The 16,786-nt window shown below is 60.0% G+C and carries 14 protein-coding genes; 4 read left to right on the top strand and 10 right to left on the bottom strand.

Annotated features, from left to right (window positions below):
* Positions 1 to 427: 427 nt before the first annotated feature.
* The 3 genes from HCN50_RS07085 (at position 428) to HCN50_RS07075 (ending at position 3,367) form a co-directional block, all read left to right on the top strand.
* Positions 428 to 2,608: a PAS domain-containing sensor histidine kinase gene (locus HCN50_RS07085; RefSeq protein WP_171708902.1), complete on the top strand. Its 2,181-nt coding sequence runs from the start codon at positions 428 to 430 to the stop codon at positions 2,606 to 2,608.
* The gene (locus tag HCN50_RS07080) at positions 2,601 to 2,996 is read left to right on the top strand and encodes a response regulator (RefSeq protein ID WP_171708901.1); all 396 of its coding nucleotides are present in this window, start codon (positions 2,601 to 2,603) and stop codon (positions 2,994 to 2,996) included. Before HCN50_RS07085 ends, HCN50_RS07080 begins: the two co-directional genes overlap by 8 nt.
* Before the next feature lie 167 nt (positions 2,997 to 3,163).
* A complete protein-coding gene (locus tag HCN50_RS07075; RefSeq protein WP_171708900.1) occupies positions 3,164 to 3,367 on the top strand; it encodes a hypothetical protein in 204 nt (67 codons plus the stop codon).
* 95 nt (positions 3,368 to 3,462) lie between these two features.
* Here HCN50_RS07075 and HCN50_RS07070 read toward each other — a convergent pair whose 3' ends face one another.
* The 3 genes from HCN50_RS07070 to HCN50_RS07060 form a co-directional block, all read right to left on the bottom strand.
* Entirely contained in the window at positions 3,463 to 4,641 is a 1,179-nt protein-coding gene (locus HCN50_RS07070; protein WP_171709205.1) for a PAS domain-containing sensor histidine kinase, read from the bottom strand.
* Positions 4,634 to 5,422, bottom strand: a complete 789-nt coding sequence (locus HCN50_RS07065; protein ID WP_171708899.1) for an alpha/beta fold hydrolase — start codon at positions 5,420 to 5,422, stop codon at positions 4,634 to 4,636. Before HCN50_RS07065 ends, HCN50_RS07070 begins: the two co-directional genes overlap by 8 nt.
* Positions 5,423 to 5,641: 219 nt before the next feature.
* Entirely contained in the window at positions 5,642 to 6,706 is a 1,065-nt protein-coding gene (locus HCN50_RS07060; RefSeq protein ID WP_171708898.1) for an alpha/beta fold hydrolase, read from the bottom strand.
* Positions 6,707 to 6,956: 250 nt separating this feature from the next.
* Here HCN50_RS07060 and HCN50_RS07055 point away from each other — a divergent pair, with 250 nt between their 5' ends.
* Complete coding sequence (locus tag HCN50_RS07055) at positions 6,957 to 7,544, top strand: AAA-type ATPase lid domain-containing protein (RefSeq protein ID WP_311967342.1); 588 nt, start codon at positions 6,957 to 6,959, stop codon at positions 7,542 to 7,544.
* Between the two features lie 995 nt (positions 7,545 to 8,539).
* On the opposite strand, the gene HCN50_RS07050 is transcribed toward HCN50_RS07055, so the two are convergent.
* From HCN50_RS07050 to HCN50_RS07020, 7 genes are read right to left on the bottom strand one after another with little or no spacing between them, the layout of a single operon-like run.
* Positions 8,540 to 9,292, bottom strand: a complete 753-nt coding sequence (locus HCN50_RS07050; protein ID WP_171708897.1) for an ABC transporter ATP-binding protein — start codon at positions 9,290 to 9,292, stop codon at positions 8,540 to 8,542.
* Entirely contained in the window at positions 9,286 to 10,353 is a 1,068-nt protein-coding gene (locus tag HCN50_RS07045) for a FecCD family ABC transporter permease (RefSeq protein WP_171708896.1), read from the bottom strand. The genes HCN50_RS07050 and HCN50_RS07045 overlap by 7 nt, the downstream gene beginning before the upstream one ends.
* Positions 10,350 to 11,522 (bottom strand): ABC transporter substrate-binding protein, encoded by a 1,173-nt coding sequence (locus tag HCN50_RS07040; RefSeq protein ID WP_171708895.1) that lies wholly within the window; start codon positions 11,520 to 11,522, stop codon positions 10,350 to 10,352. Before HCN50_RS07040 ends, HCN50_RS07045 begins: the two co-directional genes overlap by 4 nt.
* Positions 11,519 to 12,748 carry an MFS transporter gene (locus HCN50_RS07035; protein ID WP_171708894.1) on the bottom strand — a complete coding sequence of 410 codons (1,230 nt, stop codon included), beginning with the start codon at positions 12,746 to 12,748 and terminating at the stop codon, positions 11,519 to 11,521. Before HCN50_RS07035 ends, HCN50_RS07040 begins: the two co-directional genes overlap by 4 nt.
* Entirely contained in the window at positions 12,745 to 14,634 is a 1,890-nt protein-coding gene (locus HCN50_RS07030) for an IucA/IucC family protein (protein ID WP_171708893.1), read from the bottom strand. The genes HCN50_RS07035 and HCN50_RS07030 overlap by 4 nt, the downstream gene beginning before the upstream one ends.
* On the bottom strand, positions 14,634 to 15,773 hold the full coding sequence (locus HCN50_RS07025) for an NAD/NADP octopine/nopaline dehydrogenase family protein (protein ID WP_171708892.1): 1,140 nt from the start codon (positions 15,771 to 15,773) through the stop codon (positions 14,634 to 14,636). The genes HCN50_RS07030 and HCN50_RS07025 overlap by 1 nt, the downstream gene beginning before the upstream one ends.
* A complete protein-coding gene (locus tag HCN50_RS07020) occupies positions 15,770 to 16,780 on the bottom strand; it encodes a PLP-dependent cysteine synthase family protein (RefSeq protein ID WP_171708891.1) in 1,011 nt (336 codons plus the stop codon). Before HCN50_RS07020 ends, HCN50_RS07025 begins: the two co-directional genes overlap by 4 nt.
* Positions 16,781 to 16,786: the final 6 nt, after the last annotated feature.

Here is a 16,786-nt window from a genome sequence, read left to right as displayed (position 1 = left end):
AGCTCTCTCCTGCGATCTCATGCGCAACCATCCGGAGGAGAAGCGAAACCGCCGCGTGTGCGATCCTAGACTGTTGCAGCCTCGAACTGCTGCAGTGCCTCGATCAGGAGTTCTGGCGCTTCCTGAGCCTGATTTGCCAGATAGAGCGAGCGCCTGTTGCAACGCCGCCGATTCCTAGTCCCGGCCCAGGAATGCCTAAACCGCTATGCCTCTTGTGAGAGGACGAGGGCTGGGTCTGTGAACCCCACCGGGACCAGCTGGGGCCGCCCGCCGGCCGCTGCGGCGCCGCGGGGAATACGCTAGGAACACAGGGTCATTTTTCGCGTTAGAGGCTTTTGGCGGAGCTTTGTGCCTCATCCGATACTTTCGCACCCGGACCGTCGTCACCTGCTGGCAAGCCGTGCCGACCGTCCAAAGGGAAATACAGATGTCAAATGTGGAAGAATTCCCTCTTTCCGCGCGTAAATTAACGGAATATCAAGCATTTTTGGCCGCCGGACCGGCTGCTTTCGACGCGATCCCAGGCGCCGTCTACCTTTGCGATCGCGACGGTCGGCTAGTCGGTTACAACAGCGAAGCTGCGGTCCTTTGGGGCCGAAAGCCCGATCTGGAAGCACACGAACTCTTCTGCGGTTCGCATCGCTTGTTTCTGCCCGATGGAAAGGCCCTCGCCCACGCCGACTGCCCGATGGCCACCGCGGTAAAGTTGGGCATACCCACCCGAAATGCCGAAGTCGTCATTGAGCGCCCAGACGGATCCAGGCTTACCGCCCTCGTCAACATTCGGCCCCTTCGCGACCACGCCGGCCGTATCGAAGGCGCAATAAACTGCTTCCAGGACATTACTAGCCGTAAGCAGATCGAAGCCGAGGTCCAGCGCAAGACCAGGGAACTTGAGGACTTCTTCGAAAACAGCGCGATCGGTCTTCATATCGTCAGCGGCGAGGGCATCATCCAGCGCGCCAATAAGGCAGAACTCGATTTGCTTGGATACCGGCCCGACGAATACATTGGACACCATATCGCAGAATTTCATGCCGACGCCCCGGTGATCGGCGACATCCTTCAACGCCTGTCCTGCGGTGAGAAACTTAACCGCTATCGCGCGCGCCTGCGCGCCAAGGACGGCTCGATCAAGCACGTTCTCATCACCTCGAATAGTCGCATTGAGGATGGAAAATTCATAAATACACGCTGTTTTACCACTGACATCACCGAGTTGCGTGCAGCGGAAGTGGCTCGGGAGTCCAGCGAGGTCCGCCTTGCCGCAACCTACGAAGCCGCCAGCGTCGGAATAGCTGAAGCTGACGAGAGCGGGAAGCTGCTGCGCGTCAATGACGCATTGTGTAGAATTACTGGTCGCTCTCACAAAGAGCTAATTGGCCTGAATTTCAATGATTATACTCATCCTGAAGATCGCTCCAGGGACGCCGAACTTTATGCAAGACAGGTAAGCGGCGAGATTCAAAACTATTCTTATCGCAAGCGCGCAGTACGGCCCGACGGCACAGTTCGCTATCTCGATATCTTCAGCTCATCAGTGCGCGACGCGGCCGGACACTTTCAGTATGGAGTCCGTGTTAGCCAAGATGTCACTGAAGCCAAACAACTGCAGGATCGCATCCGAGAAAGCGAGCAGCGGATGCGTGATTTGCTAGAAGCCCTGCCTGCCGCCGTTTACACGACCGATGCCGCGGGCCGCATCAATTTCTTCAACAAGGCTGCGGTAGAGATGGCCGGCAGAACTCCCCTGCCTGATGATCAATGGTGCGTGACTTGGAAGCTCTATTGGCCAGACGGCACCCCCTTGCCTCACAACGAATGCCCCATGGCAGTCACGCTCAGAGAAAACCGTCCGGTTCGCGGCGCAGAAGCCACGGCCGAGCGTCCGGACGGCACGCGTGTGCCATTCATTCCTTATCCTACACCTCTACGAGACGCTGACGGCAACCTGGTAGGTGCCATCAACATGCTGGTGGACATCACCGAACGCAAGCGGGCCGAGAATGCACAGAAAGTGCTAATCGATGAACTTAATCACCGCGTCAAAAATACCCTCGCAACCGTTCAGTCCTTGGCAAACCAGACGGCACGCCATTCCAAGAGCCTGAGCGAATTCACCAAGACTTTTGAAGGAAGGATTCTGGCACTCGCTCATGCCCACGACCTGCTTTCTAAACGAAACTGGCAGGACGCACCTTTGGAGACGCTCATTCACGACATCATCGCGCCGGTGGCGGGCGAAGGCCGGGTTCTCACGGCCGGCCCTCACGTCGAACTCAGTCCTCGAATAGCGCTGAATGTCACAATGGTTTTGAACGAGCTTCTGACGAACGCCAGCAAGTACGGGGCTCTGTCTTCGTCGCAAGGGTCAGTTTCAGTACGATGGAACCTTCGCAATGAGCCGTCACGCATGATCCTCGAGTGCGATTGGCGCGAAAGCGGTGGGCCGGAGGTCCGGCCGCCCAAGCGCCGCGGATTTGGCAGCCGCTTGATGGAGCGCTGCATCGAGCGTGATCTCAGCGGTGAATTCGACTTGGTGTTAGAACCCGACGGGGCCCGATGCCACATGGTGATCCCGCTCCAAGGTGCCGCGGGTGATGCCTGAACTTCATGGCTTGAATGCACTACTAGTTGAAGACGAAGGCGCGGTGGCCCTGCTCATAGAGGATATGCTGGTCGAACTTGGCGTGAATATTGTAGCGTCGGTCGGGCGCCTTAGAGACGCCTGCGAAGTAGCACGGACAGCCGCGCTGGATTTCGCATTGTTAGACGTGAACCTCGGCGGCGAGATGGTTTTTCCAGCGGCGGATATTCTTCGCGAACGACAGATTCCATTCATCTTCAGTACTGGATATGGGGGCGCCGGCCCGACCAAACAGTTCGATGACGTCCCCGTAATCGGCAAACCCTTCGCCATTAGAGACTTAGATCTGACCCTTCGAACACTCCTCAAAGGAGAGCCCGGCGGAACAACCCCCAGAACGCCGGGATAGCGTTCTTCGGAGTGCGCGCCCAAATTAAACGCGAACTGGCGACAATTGCCGCCGATTCAGCTCGATATCTAAAATAGTGAAGTCGTGTCGTTGGTGACCGGTCAGCTTGCCGGCTGAGCCGGAAACAGCCGGGCAAGCCGAGACCGGAAAAAGCGCGCATCGCCACGGTGTCCAACCTGAAACGCCACGATGAGACGATCGCGCCAGCGCTGCTATATATGGAACGGCATGGCGAAGATCTGACCATGCTCGACGTCGTCAAGGTCGCGCTGTACTACACCGGCAAGATCAGCGAGGCGATCCGTTTTGGCCAGCGCGCGCTGGACCTCCACGATGCCGAGGCGGCAGCAATGCACCGCTGGTCGTTCTGACCGGTTCCGGCCGCCCGCCCTCGGGACCGAACATCAAATGAACGACGACACGGATCGAACCACCGTGCGCCTCGACTATCTCGCGCGCGTATTCTCTATAAAACCGGCGGTGCCAACGGCATCCTGAACGTAAAGCGTGTTTCATCCTGTACAGACGTCACCGCGAGCGTGCCGCCATGTGCTTTCGCGATCTCCGACGCAATATACAGTCCCAAGCCGAGCCCCTGCTGGGCCGGACGAACCTCCCCGCGATAGAAAGGCTGAAACAGCCGCTCCATGGCCTTTTCCGAGATTGGCTGACCGGCGTTCGCAACGGACAATTGAAAGCTTTGATTCCGCACCTGACCCTCGACCCGGATAGGCGCATCCGGGGCGCCGTGGCTAATGGCATTGCCGAGCAGGTTTGAGAACAACTGCGCGATGCGTGGGGCGTCGCAGTAGACCGGCGTTCCAAGCTCAAAATGCGTTTCGATGGCGCGCTCCGGATGCGCTGAGGCCAACTCGGCTACCACTTGGTCGAGCACAGGTTCGAGGGCCTGGAACACGCGTTCGCCAAGAGTGAGGCCGCCACCCAAGCGGCCCCGTGCAAAATCCATCACGCTGTCGATCAATTTTGCCATTCGCGCGACGCTGTTTTGCATCATGGCTTCGAATTTGACCGCCTCCTCTGGCGATTTGACCTTCAACATCATGCGAGCCCCTGCCGACAGCGAGGCAAGCGGGTTACGAAGGTCATGGCCCAGTACGGCAATGAACTGTTCGCGCAGTTCGGCCGTTTCACGCTCGGCCTTGAGGCTTGCTTCCGTCAGCACTCTGAGCTGTTCGCTCTGCTGACGCGCGGCTTCAGCAGCGGCGCGTGCGTTCAGCAACTCGCGTTCGAAACGTCGCCTATCGATCGCCCGGAAAATCGTGAGACGCGTGAAGAGAGCTCCGCCCGCTTCGTCGCGCCTTTCAACCGCATTGGCAAGCACAGGAATGCGATTTCCCGTTTTCGTCATCATGTCGATGGCAAATTCGTTGAAGAAGCCTTGCATGCGCAGCAGGGGGCGGACGTGAGTTTCGAAGAAGATGCGTCCTGCCATGCTGAGCAGATCGGTCATCAGCTTGCCGGGTAGTTCCGCCGGCTCATACTCCAGCCATGTCGCCAGGGTCCGGTTGGCCTTGGCGATCCGCGCGTCGGGAAGCAGGGAAAGGTAGCCGCAGGGCGCGTTCTCGTAGAGGTCGTTGAGGTCTTCGACCGGAATTATTGAGCGATTGTGGCTCGGATCAGACAAATGCACGGATCGCAGCGACAACTTCGTCAGGGGCGCTCAGGTTCGGGCAATGTCCGGTTGCGTTGAGTAACACCAGTTCGCTGCGCGGGATGTGTTTATGCACGTATTCGCCAACCTGTTGGCAGGCGATGACGTCCTCTCTGCACTGAAGCACAAGGGTTCTCGCCGATACTCTCGGCAGATCGGCACGGTTATCGGACATGAAGGTCACGCGGGCGAAGGCCCTGGCAATCTCTGGATCGGTGCGGCAAAAACTGTTAGTCAGTTCCTCGCCGAGCTCCGGGCGGTCAGGATTTCCCATGATCATCGGCGCCATCTGTGCGGACCAGCCCATATAGTTTTCCTCCAGGAAGGACAGTAATTCTTCGATCTGTTGCGCGCTAAACCCACCCTTGTAAGTGTCGTCGTCGATGTAGCGGGGAGAAGGTCCCACCATGATGAGGCTTTCGAACATGGCAGGATGCTGGAGCGAAGCCAGAGCGCCGATCATCGCACTCACCGAATGGCCAACGAATACTGCGTTCTCTAGACGCAGTTCGCGACCAATTTCGAGCAAATCGTCCGCATACCCCTGCAGACTTGCGTATTTGACGGGATCGTAGGCGTTCAAGTCGGAATGCCCGGCCCCGACATGATCGAACAGAACGGTTCTATAGTCGCGCTCAAATTCCGGAGCGACGAAGCGCCACATGTTCTGGTCGCATCCAAAGCCATGAGCAAACACCATAGCTCTTGGACCGCTACCGCGAACCTGGACGTTGTTTCGCTTTGCAACAGACATGGATGTTCCTAGCTAGGAGCCCCGGCGGTGCTGGATGAATGTTTTTGGACAAGATGTCGAACGTGATCTGATTTTCGTCCTTCGAAACTTCCCATAGGTCCTAAGCGCTTCATCCATGGTGATGACGTCAGTGTCAACGTTCCAAGACCACAAAGCCACGCCTGCAGCGCGGATTGCGGCCCGCAAGTGCTTTCGCACCACGCCGGCATGGAAACGTCGTCAGAAGACATCCGGCTTTGCTTCATTTGCTTCCTCACGGTTTCTGTCAGCCGACGCGGACCTCGCGATCGCCACTTCGTCGATTGCAGACATGACTACATCGGCTGCGGTCTGATGGATCATGTGGCCGGTTCCCGGAACGCGGTGAAAACTGCTTCGGGGAATATCGCGGTGCAACCGCGCCGATTGCGCATCAATGTCAACCAATCGGTCTCCCTCCCCTGCGACGATGACCACGGGCATCTTCAAATTTGCGTACTCGTCGTGAAAGTAAAATGCGTCTGGAATCATAAGCGCTGACTCCGCAGCCGATGCGCGAATCTGAGAAGGACGAAGGGCCATCTCTTTCGGAAAGCCCTGAAACTTCTTAGGCACAGACCGTGGACCAAAGATTTTTGCCATCAAGAGCGGCCACATAACCCGGCTTAGAATCGGTGAGATAGTGTGCCCCAGGACATCGCCCACTAAAGGCACCGCTGGAGCGGATAACGCAACCACGTCAGGACGCAACGTCGGATAGTAATATCCCGAGGCAAGAACCAGGCCTTGGACCAGGTCCGGATATTTGAGCGCCAGCGCGACTGCGACAGAAGCGCCCCACGAGTGCCCCAATACGATTGCATCTGAGACGCCCAGCCGTCGGAGGGCGCCGTTAACCAGTTCAGCCTGTGCCGCTGGAGTCCAGACAACATTGCGCGGCCGATCGCTATGACCGAAGCCGGGACGATCGAAAACGATGACGCGATAGTTCTTGGCGGCTAAATCGATCAAACCGCTGGACTCGAAATCCTGTATCATGCTGCCATTGCCATGCAGCAGGACCAGCGGCGTGCCTGAGCCACGTTCGACATAGTGTAGCCGGACGCCGTTTACCTCAAGGAATTGGCCAGCGGGGCGATTGTCGTTTTCAGCATTATTGGCCAGGCGGCGGTTCACCAAGGCCAATATAGCCAAAGCTCCTGCGGTCGCGGCTGCAGCTGCTACATAAGGATGCGCCTGCGCGATCATGCGGCCTTTATGGGCAAGGGATCTTAGCGAGCGTGTCTGAAGGTAGGCGGCGGTCATCGTATGCACTCAAAGGGGCGTGCACGAAATCCGGGAGAATCCAAGAAGTGTTGCAGCGCAGAATGAACAGTCAACACTCAGGTTCGTTCCTCGCCACCAGGGCTAATCTGATGCCGGATTGAGCAACTAACAACACCGCAGCTCATTGACCGGGGACATGGCCCCACGGCCTGAATTGGGTTGTGAGCGGACGTCTTGCGGCTCACCCGCTACGGCCGGTGCTGCAGAGCGGGTCGACGAGCCGACGGTAGTGCCGGGACTGGTATTGGCAGTGCGAGCATCGTTCCTCTCCACGGAGCCCGTCGCCGCGACCAACCGCGATCTGCAAGCGGAGGTGGACGCACAACGTTTCCACAAGGACCTGTTCTACCGGCTGGCTGTCGTCCCCGTCGACATACCGCCGCTGCGGGAGCGCTGCGAGGACATTCCGCTGCTGGTCGATCACTTCGTCGCCCAGGCAGCGGCGCGCTATGGTCTTGCCGATCGCCGTTTTGCGTCAGAGACGCTCGCGCACCTCCAGCGCCATGACTGGCCCGGCAACGTCCGCGGACTGCGCAATCTGGTCGAGAGTCTCATGCTGACCGGCAACGGCGACACGATCGAACCTTCGGACCTGCCCGAGACCATCCGGGGGACAGAACGACTAAGCGAGCGCGATCCGGGTCTGTCTCTCGCCGAGTCTTCCGAACGTGACTTGATCTCGCGTACGCTGCGGTCTTGCAACGGCAACGTGACAGCCACCGCCTCCGCGCTCGGTCTTGCCAAGAGCACCGTCTATGCGAAGCTGCATCGTTATGACATTCACGTCGACTTGGGCTCCGTAAGATCTTCTCGATGAGATCGGGTCGCCCCTCTCCGGTACCGAAGGAGAAGGCACTTGGGCCGGATTGTTGCAGCAGCACAGTTTCTCTTAGATGAAACTTCAAAGCTCAGGAGTTCCAATCATCCCTGAACCTACCGGCTGCTTTTCGTTGCTAGTCTTAGCAGCGGCCTCCCGCTCGTTTGGCATCGTCACCATTTCCGGAACCTCACGGCCGCTTGGGCATGGCCTAGGTCTGCGGTGGCGGGAAAGCAATGAAGCTAATCCAATATTCTGCCGCTTATAACGGTCTGGATGCAGCATTGGGCTAACACGATCGTAAGCAGGCTGGCGTACAGAATCGTAGGTTTGGTAGCGGGGGAGCACTCGCCCCCGACATCAGTATTTTTCATGACACGCTGACCAACAGTCCCTACCCCACCAGCGTCCCAACGCGGGTCCGCCATGGGCGGTGGGTTCGGTAAAACTCTGTAGATCGGCGCGCCGGCGGCGAGGTGGCTCACGGCGAATCGGCGCCTGGCGTGGTCGTCGTGGTGCCGGCATGGATGCTTGATCCGGCCGTATGCGCAGGGATGGCGCTTGGGGAGCCGCGCGTGTCCCTATCAGCGCTGGCTGAGCTGCATCAGCTACTGATCGAGCACGGATTTGGCGAAGCTTCCTGAGCCATTTGACCATCGTCCAGGAGGCGCAAAATGGGACGCCAGTCGTTACTCCGACCCTGCCGCTGGCAGCGTCGCGTCAACTCATCATTCCGTTCGAATCCGGAAGGCTTCGGGGGTCAGCGCCTCGGGCCGATGGACGGCCCTCCTTGTTAACCACCTCCTGCTGGAGGCCAACGGCGTAGCGGCGGAGGAGCGTGACAATGACGAGCGCTGATCCCTGCCCGCTTCGCTGCTGAAGCGCAAAGCGCTATGTTCGGCAATCCACTCCGGCCCAGGTCCTGAACAATAGCGAGAAGCAGCGCGCCAGTGACATCAACATAAGAGCCCGCTTAGCCCCTGGCGCGTCGGGCGTCAGATCGCGTCGTCGACGATCAAATGTGGCTTGCCCTGCGAGCAGGGTTCGACACGTGCCCTAATGCGAAATGTTGCGGCGAGGTTTTCTGGCGTCAGGACATCAGCCGCCGTGCCGAAATCGTGCAACGTTCCATCATGGAGGATGGCGACCTTGTCGGCGAATTTCAGTGCCAGGTCGAGATGGTGCAGCGCGATCAGCACGAGCATACCGTCGTCATGCGCAAGGCTGCGCACCTGCCGCATCGCTTCCAACTGGCGGTGCATGTCGAGCGCGCTGGTCGGCTCGTCCAACAGCAGCACCTGCGGTTCGCGCACGAGACATTGGGCAAGCCCGACGAGCTGGCGCTGTCCACCGCTGAGCTCGGAAAGGATTTCACTGGCAAGATCACCCATATCGAGTGCTGCCAGCGCCTGGTCGACCGCCATCAGATCAGACCTCTCCAGACGCCAGCCGCTGACCTGCTTGCGCGCAAGAAGGACGGATTCGAATACAGTCAGCACTGCGCTTGCCGTTGGGTCCTGAGGCATGTAGGCGATGGCGCGATCTGCGTCCCGCACATCTTCCAACCGGCACTCGCCGGGCCCCGGAAGAATGGCTGCCAGGCGCCGGAACAGCGTCGACTTGCCCGCAGCATTCGGCCCAATGACCGCCACCACCTCGCCGCTATGACAGGGCGGTAGCGTCACATCACGTAGTACCTGGCGTGATCCGAAACGGGCGCCGAGGCGATGCGTGCTCAGCACTACCATATGTCTCGTCCGCTTCTCAGGATCAAATAGAGGAAGACCGGCAATCCGATCGCTGAGGTGACGATGCCGATCGGCAGGACGGCGCCGGGTACCGCGATTTTGGTCAGGATCGAGCTCAACGACATGATCAGCGCGCCAGTCAGCGCGCTCGCGGGCAGCAGGAAGCGCTGGTCTTCGCCGACCATCATGCGGGCGATGTGCGGACCTACCAGGCCGATAAAACCGATCGTGCCGACAAACGCGACGGGGATCGCCGACAAAAGGGAGACGAGGATCAGGGTTTCGAGCCGGAGACGCCGCACGGGAATGCCGAAGCTCGCCGCGCGCGCCTCGCCAAGACGTAAGGCCGTCAATTGCCACCGGCGACGCAGAAAGACTGGCAGGGTTACAGCTACGACGAGCGCGGTGATGGCAAGCTTGGGCCATGTTGCCTTGGTGAGGCTGCCCATGGTCCAGAAGACGATGGCCGCGACCGCCTGCTCGGCAGCGAAATATTGGGTGATAGCGAGCGCCGTATTGAAACTGAAAACCAGCGCTATGCCCAAAAGCACGATCATCTGGATCGAGGCGCCGCGCCTGAGGCTGGCCAGATGGATCAGGAAGGCGGTCGCCATGGCGACGACGAAAGCATTGGCCGCGACGATGTAGTCGCCTGCCATCGGAATCAGCGCGACACCGAAGGCGAGCGCCAGGGCCGCGCCGAAGCTTGCACCGGCGGAAATTCCCAGCGTGAACGGGCTCGCCAGCGGATTGTTCAAGATGGTCTGCATTTGAGCGCCGCCGATGGCGAGCGCCATACCAACCACGACGCCCATGAGGGCCGAGGGCATGCGGATCGACCAGACGATGACGCGCATCTGCGCATCCGCCTCTGCCGGCAGGGCGAGCGTCCGCACAACGTCTCTAAGCCCGTAGCTCGCCGGTCCAGTCGAAAGGTCGCCGACCAATGCGACGCAAACCCCGACCACCAGCACAAGGAGAACGATCCACCGCCTGACGCTGAGCGCCTGATAGGCATCGCGTCCGGCCAAGGTCAGTGCTTCGGTATGGAGATCTGTCATCGCTGGCTGTCGGAAAGGCTGATGCTGTAGCCGGGCCGGTAATCTATCGGCAGGAAGCGACGATGGTATTCAGCAAACGTTGCATTGGGATCCAGATCGGCAAACAGGTCAGGGTGGAACCACTTCGCCATTTGTTGGACGGCAAAAAATTCATATGGGCTATTGTAGAACTGGTGCCAAATGCCGTGAAAATTTCGCGCCTTCTTTGCCGCGATACCGGTATAGGCATCGCGCGTCGTGAACCATTCGAGCTTCTTGCGCGTCAGGCGAGGATCCGCCCCTGGCCCGAGCGGAATCCAGTGGCCGCCGGGCACATAGGCCTGCCAGTCGGCGCTGGTAACCACCACATGCGCGGGATTGGCGACGATGACCTGTTCGGGGCTGATCTGCCCGAAGGTCGAAGGAATGATATCGCTGCCGATGTTATGGCCGCCGGCGAGTTCGACATATTTGCCGAAATTATCTGCGCCGAAGGACAGGCAGCAATCTTGCGAGTAGCCGCCGATCCGCTCGACGAACACATTGGGACGTTTCGGTTGTTTGGCGGCAAGGACGTCGGTAACCGCGGCCATGGCCTGGCGGCGGAACGCGATGATCTCCTCCGCACGCGTCTCGCGCCCCATGATCCTGCCCAGGAGACGAATGGTCGGCTCGGTGTTTTCCAGGGGGCGGTGGCGGAAATCGATATAAAGAACCGGTATGTTCAGTGCCGCGAGCTTCTCGATGTAGTTGGCGTCCTTGTTGGCCTGCATGGCTTCAAGATTGAGCAGCACCACATCAGGCTTCTGGATGATCGCCGATTCGATATCGATCAAGCTGTCCTCCTGGCCCTTGAAGGCAGGAAGCTTCGCCAATTCGGGAAACGCTTTGAGATACTGCGCATAAGTGGCCGGGTCGGCCGCGATCAGATCGGTGCGCCAGGCAACGACATGGGCGAGAGGATCTTTGGGTTCGAGCGATGCGACGAGATACAGCTGTCGGCCTTCGCCAAGAAGCATGCGCTTGACCGGCGCGTTAAGCGTTACCTGGCGGCCCGCGATATCAGTGAGGGTGAGCGGCCCCGATGTCTGTGCCGGTTTCGGGTCGACGGCAAATGCTGCTGGCGGAAGCAAAGCGAACAGAACAAGAGCCGTCACCGTGGCATGCAGCAGCGATCGGCGTTCCGTCATGGCCGGCTTCCTTTTTGAGTGGCGCGCGCAGTTTTGAGCCATATGCCGAGGGCCGACACAAATGACAAGGCGTAAAGCGCGGCAACCAGCGGGAAAGCGGCTTCGAGACCAAAGAGCTGGGTCACCGCGACGCCCGCAATGATGCCGCTCGCGGAAGCACCTTGCTGGGAAGCTTGCGCAACGCCCAGAACCGAACCTTGCCGATCATTGGCCGCGGCTGCCGAAATGAGGGCAAGAAGGACCGGCGTCGTTCCCCCGAGAAGCGCGCCCCAGATAAAATACAGGAACGCGAACACGGCAGCGGAGCCCGTGCTTCCCGCCAGATGCGTAACCAAAACGCACGCGGCCGAAATCAGCACGTTCCCGCCCAGCACATAGGATGGCGTTCGATTCTCGAACAGCCGCGCCCATAGCGGCGCGGCCACGACAAAGCCGCACGCCAGCAGCCCGTAAGTGAGGCCGGCGACCCAATGACGGGCGCCAAATACCTGGGTCATGTACAACGAGAAAGGAACCTGCAGGACCATGCGGCTGGCAAGCAGCATCCCCATCAAGACAAGAAGAGCTGCGATCGGAGCACCTGTCGGTGCCCTGGGCTTTGCGGCACCCGCATTTTCGAAATTGGGTGCAACAGCGCCTAACATCGGTACGGGCAGGCTCAACCAGGCAGCGGCAGCGCACAGCGCACAAATGGCCCCGGCGGTCAGATTGATTGCGGCAAATGGAAAGCTATCGAGAATGAGCCCGCCCAGGAAGGCGCCGCCCAGCGAGCCCACATTGGTAGCGACCTGAAGCCACGCGAACAGGCTGGCGCGATCCTTGCCGCCGGTAATCTGCACGCCGTAGGCCTGCGCCGGGGCGATATAACCGGCGCAGGCGCCCTGCACGAAACGCAGCGCCATGATTGTCCAGACGTCCTGGGCAACAGCCACAAACAGCTGCGTGACGGCAAGACCGCCGAGCGCCCGGACCATCATCAGCCGATTGCCATAGCGATCGCCCATTCGTCCCCAAAAGGTGCTGGTCAGCGACATGCCGATCATCGGACACACGTAGACACCAACACCTGCGAGCCCAAAAATGCTGTCGGATGGGCTCAGCGCTTTGATCTGGATCGGCCAGAACGGACCACTCATTTCCATGGCCCCCATGGAAATGAATTGCAGGGCGAACAGCAGAACGAAAACAGGTCCGAAGCCGCGAACCGCGGCAGCCGCGTGTGTCATTCCGCTACCGCCATTGGATTTGGCAGCTTATGCTCAAGGCGATAGTCGCGATACCGCTCCAGATGCATCCGTAGCACCGAGCGGGTCGGCCAAGGTTTCTCAAGAAAGGCCTGGCGTTCTTCCAGCCAGAACGCGTCTGACAACATGCGCGGCCTGAGCGCGCCGAAAACCGCCTCGGTCTCTTCCCGCAGGATGCGCCAAAGGCTTGTGCCCGGCAGAGCATAATGTTCGTGAACGCACAGCGCGACCTCATGAAGGTGGCAGAAGAAGCAGGCATCGATGACGAATGAACGTACGAGACTGATATCGTCATCAAATGTAGTGGGCAAGATTCCCGCGCGACTGAACGGCTTGAGGTGGTGTCCGCGCTCCCTGAACAGCGGCGCAAAACTGCGGCTGTCGCCGAAATCACGGATCAACAGCTTTCGCGGGCTGCCGGTTTCATCGAACAGGATCGTGCTGTTCTGCTGATGCGCTTCAAAGGCGATCCCGTAAAGCAGATACGTCGCAAGCGTTGGCCCGATGACGGTCTGCGCATAGGCACGGAAGAACGCCGATACCGCTGCTTCGCTTTCATCGTGGTTTCTCGCAATCAATTCGCAAATGAGCGGGCGGCCATCGATCGGGCTTGCCGTCAAGAGCGCCGCAACGGTAACCGGCAACAATCCATCGTTTCGCGCGAGGGCGTCGGAATTGCGGTAGACAACCGAAAGAAAGCGGCCCGGATGCTCGTCGCCCGTTGCGGGGTGGTGCAGGATGGCGCCCAGCTCTTCGGTGAAGATCTCCAATCTGTCAGAAATATCCCTCTCCTCTGACAGAATATCGGAAATCAGGGTGCTGAGACGCGGCCCCATGTGAATCGACTTCGCCTGCAGCGTGCGCTGTTCGCTGGTCATCCAGATCGCCACCGGCAGTTTGATAAAGGGCCGCGGCTCCTGTGTGTCCGGCAGCATGGTGCGGAACGACATTGACGGCAGCGTCACGACCTCCGGGCCGTCCGGGTCGAGAACTCCGGAAGCGATCTCGGACGCGAATTCACGGCGCACGAAGTTGTCAAGGTGCCAGATATGGATAGGCAGAGGCAGCCAGTCCTCCGGAGACTTACCACGTTTATTCAATCCTTTGGCCCAGTCGCGCCAGAGCTCGGGAAAGTTTTGTGAGAACCATTCCGAATAGCTGCCGACATGCGGCATCTTCTCCACGTAAGACCATTCTTTGCGCAGCGCCGCTAGCCGGACGCGCACGCGAGCACCGAATTCAGGCGACAAAGCCGTGACATCCTCGGGCGACAGGTCGGGTTTGGCCTTCCATGTCGGATAAAAGGGGTGACCTTCCAACGCGCCCCATTGATCGAGAGTCATGGCCGCCAGATGCGGCGGCAGGCTCTCTTCGAGATATGCGAGGAATCCCTGTGCGCCTGCTTCGGCTACTTTCCCTCGCAGCTCGGCGCTCCAGTGCTCCCGGTGACGGCGCGCCAAGACGTCGTTGCGCATGCTGTCCTCGATATCGCGTATGAGATGCTCAACGCCATCAGATGCGGGCGCTATCGCCAGGGCGGGTGCGATCTGTCGGATGAGGTCGGAGGGATCATCGATCCGATGCCGGCCGCCGGTCTCGTCCAGTACTTCGATAGAACCACGATTTTGCAATGTTGCGGCAGGCGCACGGCACAGGTCGGTGAAATGCAGGACCCGGCGTGACTGCCAAAGGGGAAGCCATGCCTGGTTGCGGTCGCGTGTCCACAATAACGCATCCGGCTCAAGAAGCCGCTCGGCAAACAGACAGCGGACCAACCGGTTCAGCGCGTTGCGCGATGCGGCCGACCGAAGCCGTTCCGCACGCGCCTGAGTTTCGGCATCTGCCGACGAAGACATCCGCGTGTCCATTACGCTTCCTCCGGCCAGTTGGCGGGCAAACAGGCCGGCGCGTCTGCTGTGAACCCGCCGTGGTAGTTGAGTGCCCAGTTGTAGGTCTTCGTGATGGTGGGAGTTGCCACTTCAAGCCGCGCGGCCAATTCCACCAGCAGCGCCTGCCCGAAGGCTATGTCTTCGTGGAAAGCGCGGCTTGCGCGATCGATGACAAGGCCGGGCCCGTCCGGATTGGGAACAAGTGGCGCGTGAATGCCCGCGTAAGCACGGTTTGTCCGCAACAGCGTATACATGGTCCGGTTGTCCTCGATCTGGCTCCCATAAGCCTCGATCAATTCCTGTCGGAGCGGCTTCACCGAACTCAGGTCAATGCGAAGGCGCGACTCGGCCGCATGGCGGATGGCCTGGTTTTCCGCATCGCAGGCCTCCAGCAATTCGGCGCCGGCGCGCGGGCAATCGCTCCACCAGCAAAAGGGGCGGTCAAATGGCTTGTTTTCCCAGGGCGCGCCAGGGCCGATCAAGGCATAGAGCACCGCTGGATGCATCAGTGCGTTGCCCGGCGTCAGCGTGATTTCCAGATAGTCCTGCAGCAGGGTGACGGGAGCATCATAAAGATGACTCAGCATCGCCTGGAGCTCGGCGCGGCTCGCTGCGGTCCCGCGGCGATGAAGCGCCGCGAAGAGCTGAGCCTTGGCGCCCCCCATGCGCACCCGCTCGCCCGGGACCAGGTCAAATGCCGTATGGGGCACGTCCTTCATGCCCCAGATCACCACATTGTCCATGCCCGAAAAGCTTTTGGCTGCAAGCCAGTTGAAGCCGCAAAAGCCAGGAATCGCGCCGACATAGACGCGCCAATCCCGGGGGAGATGCCGCGCGAGGTTGTGTAGAAGCGCGGGCCGCGCGTTGGCCGGCTGCGTCACGATCACCATGTCCGTGTTTATGAGTGCCTCGCTCGGATCGGTGCCGACATAGTCGGGTCGCCCGCTCAAAACATGGCCGTCCGGCGTCTGGGCCCGCCAAACACCGTCTCCGCTCCTCCACCAATCGACAACGGCAACCGCTCCCGTCAGCACGGCAACCGTGATGCCTGGACGCTGCTTGAAGAGCACGGCATTCAAATGCCCAGTGCGCCCTGCCCCGCAGATCGTCACCTTCATGCTGCGCGCGCCCTTCCGGGCAGCCAGGCGTCGAGCTGTGCGGCGATTGTCGGATCCAACAAGTCCCGCTTAGCCATCCATTCATCGTCGAAGACTGAGCTGAGATATTTCTCGCCGCCGTCGGCAACGGGCGTGACCACCGTGCCGGACAGCTTGCCGGCCGCAATGAATTCCAGCGCTTTGTAGATGGTGCCCCCGGTCGAGCCCCCGACCAGAACCCCATAGCGCCGCGCGATAAAACGTGCTGTTTCGAAGGCCTGGGTATCGGTGACCTGTACCCCTTCATCGATGCATCCATAATCGAGCACCTTGCCGATCTCATCGCCGGCAGGCGTTCCCGTGCCCGACTGGTAGTAGGGGTGGCCGGGTTTGCCGAAGACGATCGAGCCGGCCGGTTCCACGGCGATAGTTCGAACAGCAGGATTGATCCGCTTCAGACGTTGGGCGATACCGGTCATTGACCCGCCAGTGCCGACACAGCCGACATAGGCGTCGACGCCGTCTGGAAGTTGTGCCAGGAGCTCCTCGACGAAACCGGCATAGCCTTCCGGGTTTGCGGGATTGTCGGACTGGTTCATGAACAACGCATCAGGAAGCTGGGCACCGAGTTGGGCGGCCAGCCGTTGGCGCTCCACCACCGCCACCTCATCCTCTCGATAATCGCCTTCGACATAACGAATTTCCGCGCCCAGCGCGCGCATCATGCGGATCTTGTCCGGCGCGGCGTGATGATCGACCACGGCAATGAAGCGCAGGCCCAATTCCAATGCGACCAGCGCCAGTCCGATCCCGGTATTTCCGGACGACGATTCGACGATCGTGCCGCCCGGCGGGAGCCGCCCGTCCTCAAGCGCCGCAAGCACCATGCTGCGCGCCATGCGGTCCTTCATGGAGCCACCCGGATTGTTCTTTTCAAGCTTCAATACCAGCGTGGCATCGCTGTTGGGTACGGCAATCGGCATCACCGGCGTTTGGCCGATCAACTGGCTTACGGTCGTGCAGAGCATTGTGCC

Origin of the sequence: Bradyrhizobium archetypum, from assembly GCF_013114835.1 — a bacterium.
Classification (GTDB): domain Bacteria; phylum Pseudomonadota; class Alphaproteobacteria; order Rhizobiales; family Xanthobacteraceae; genus Bradyrhizobium; species Bradyrhizobium archetypum.
The sequence above is the reverse complement of the archived record's forward strand: the minus strand, read 5'-3'. Positions and strand labels throughout refer to the sequence as shown.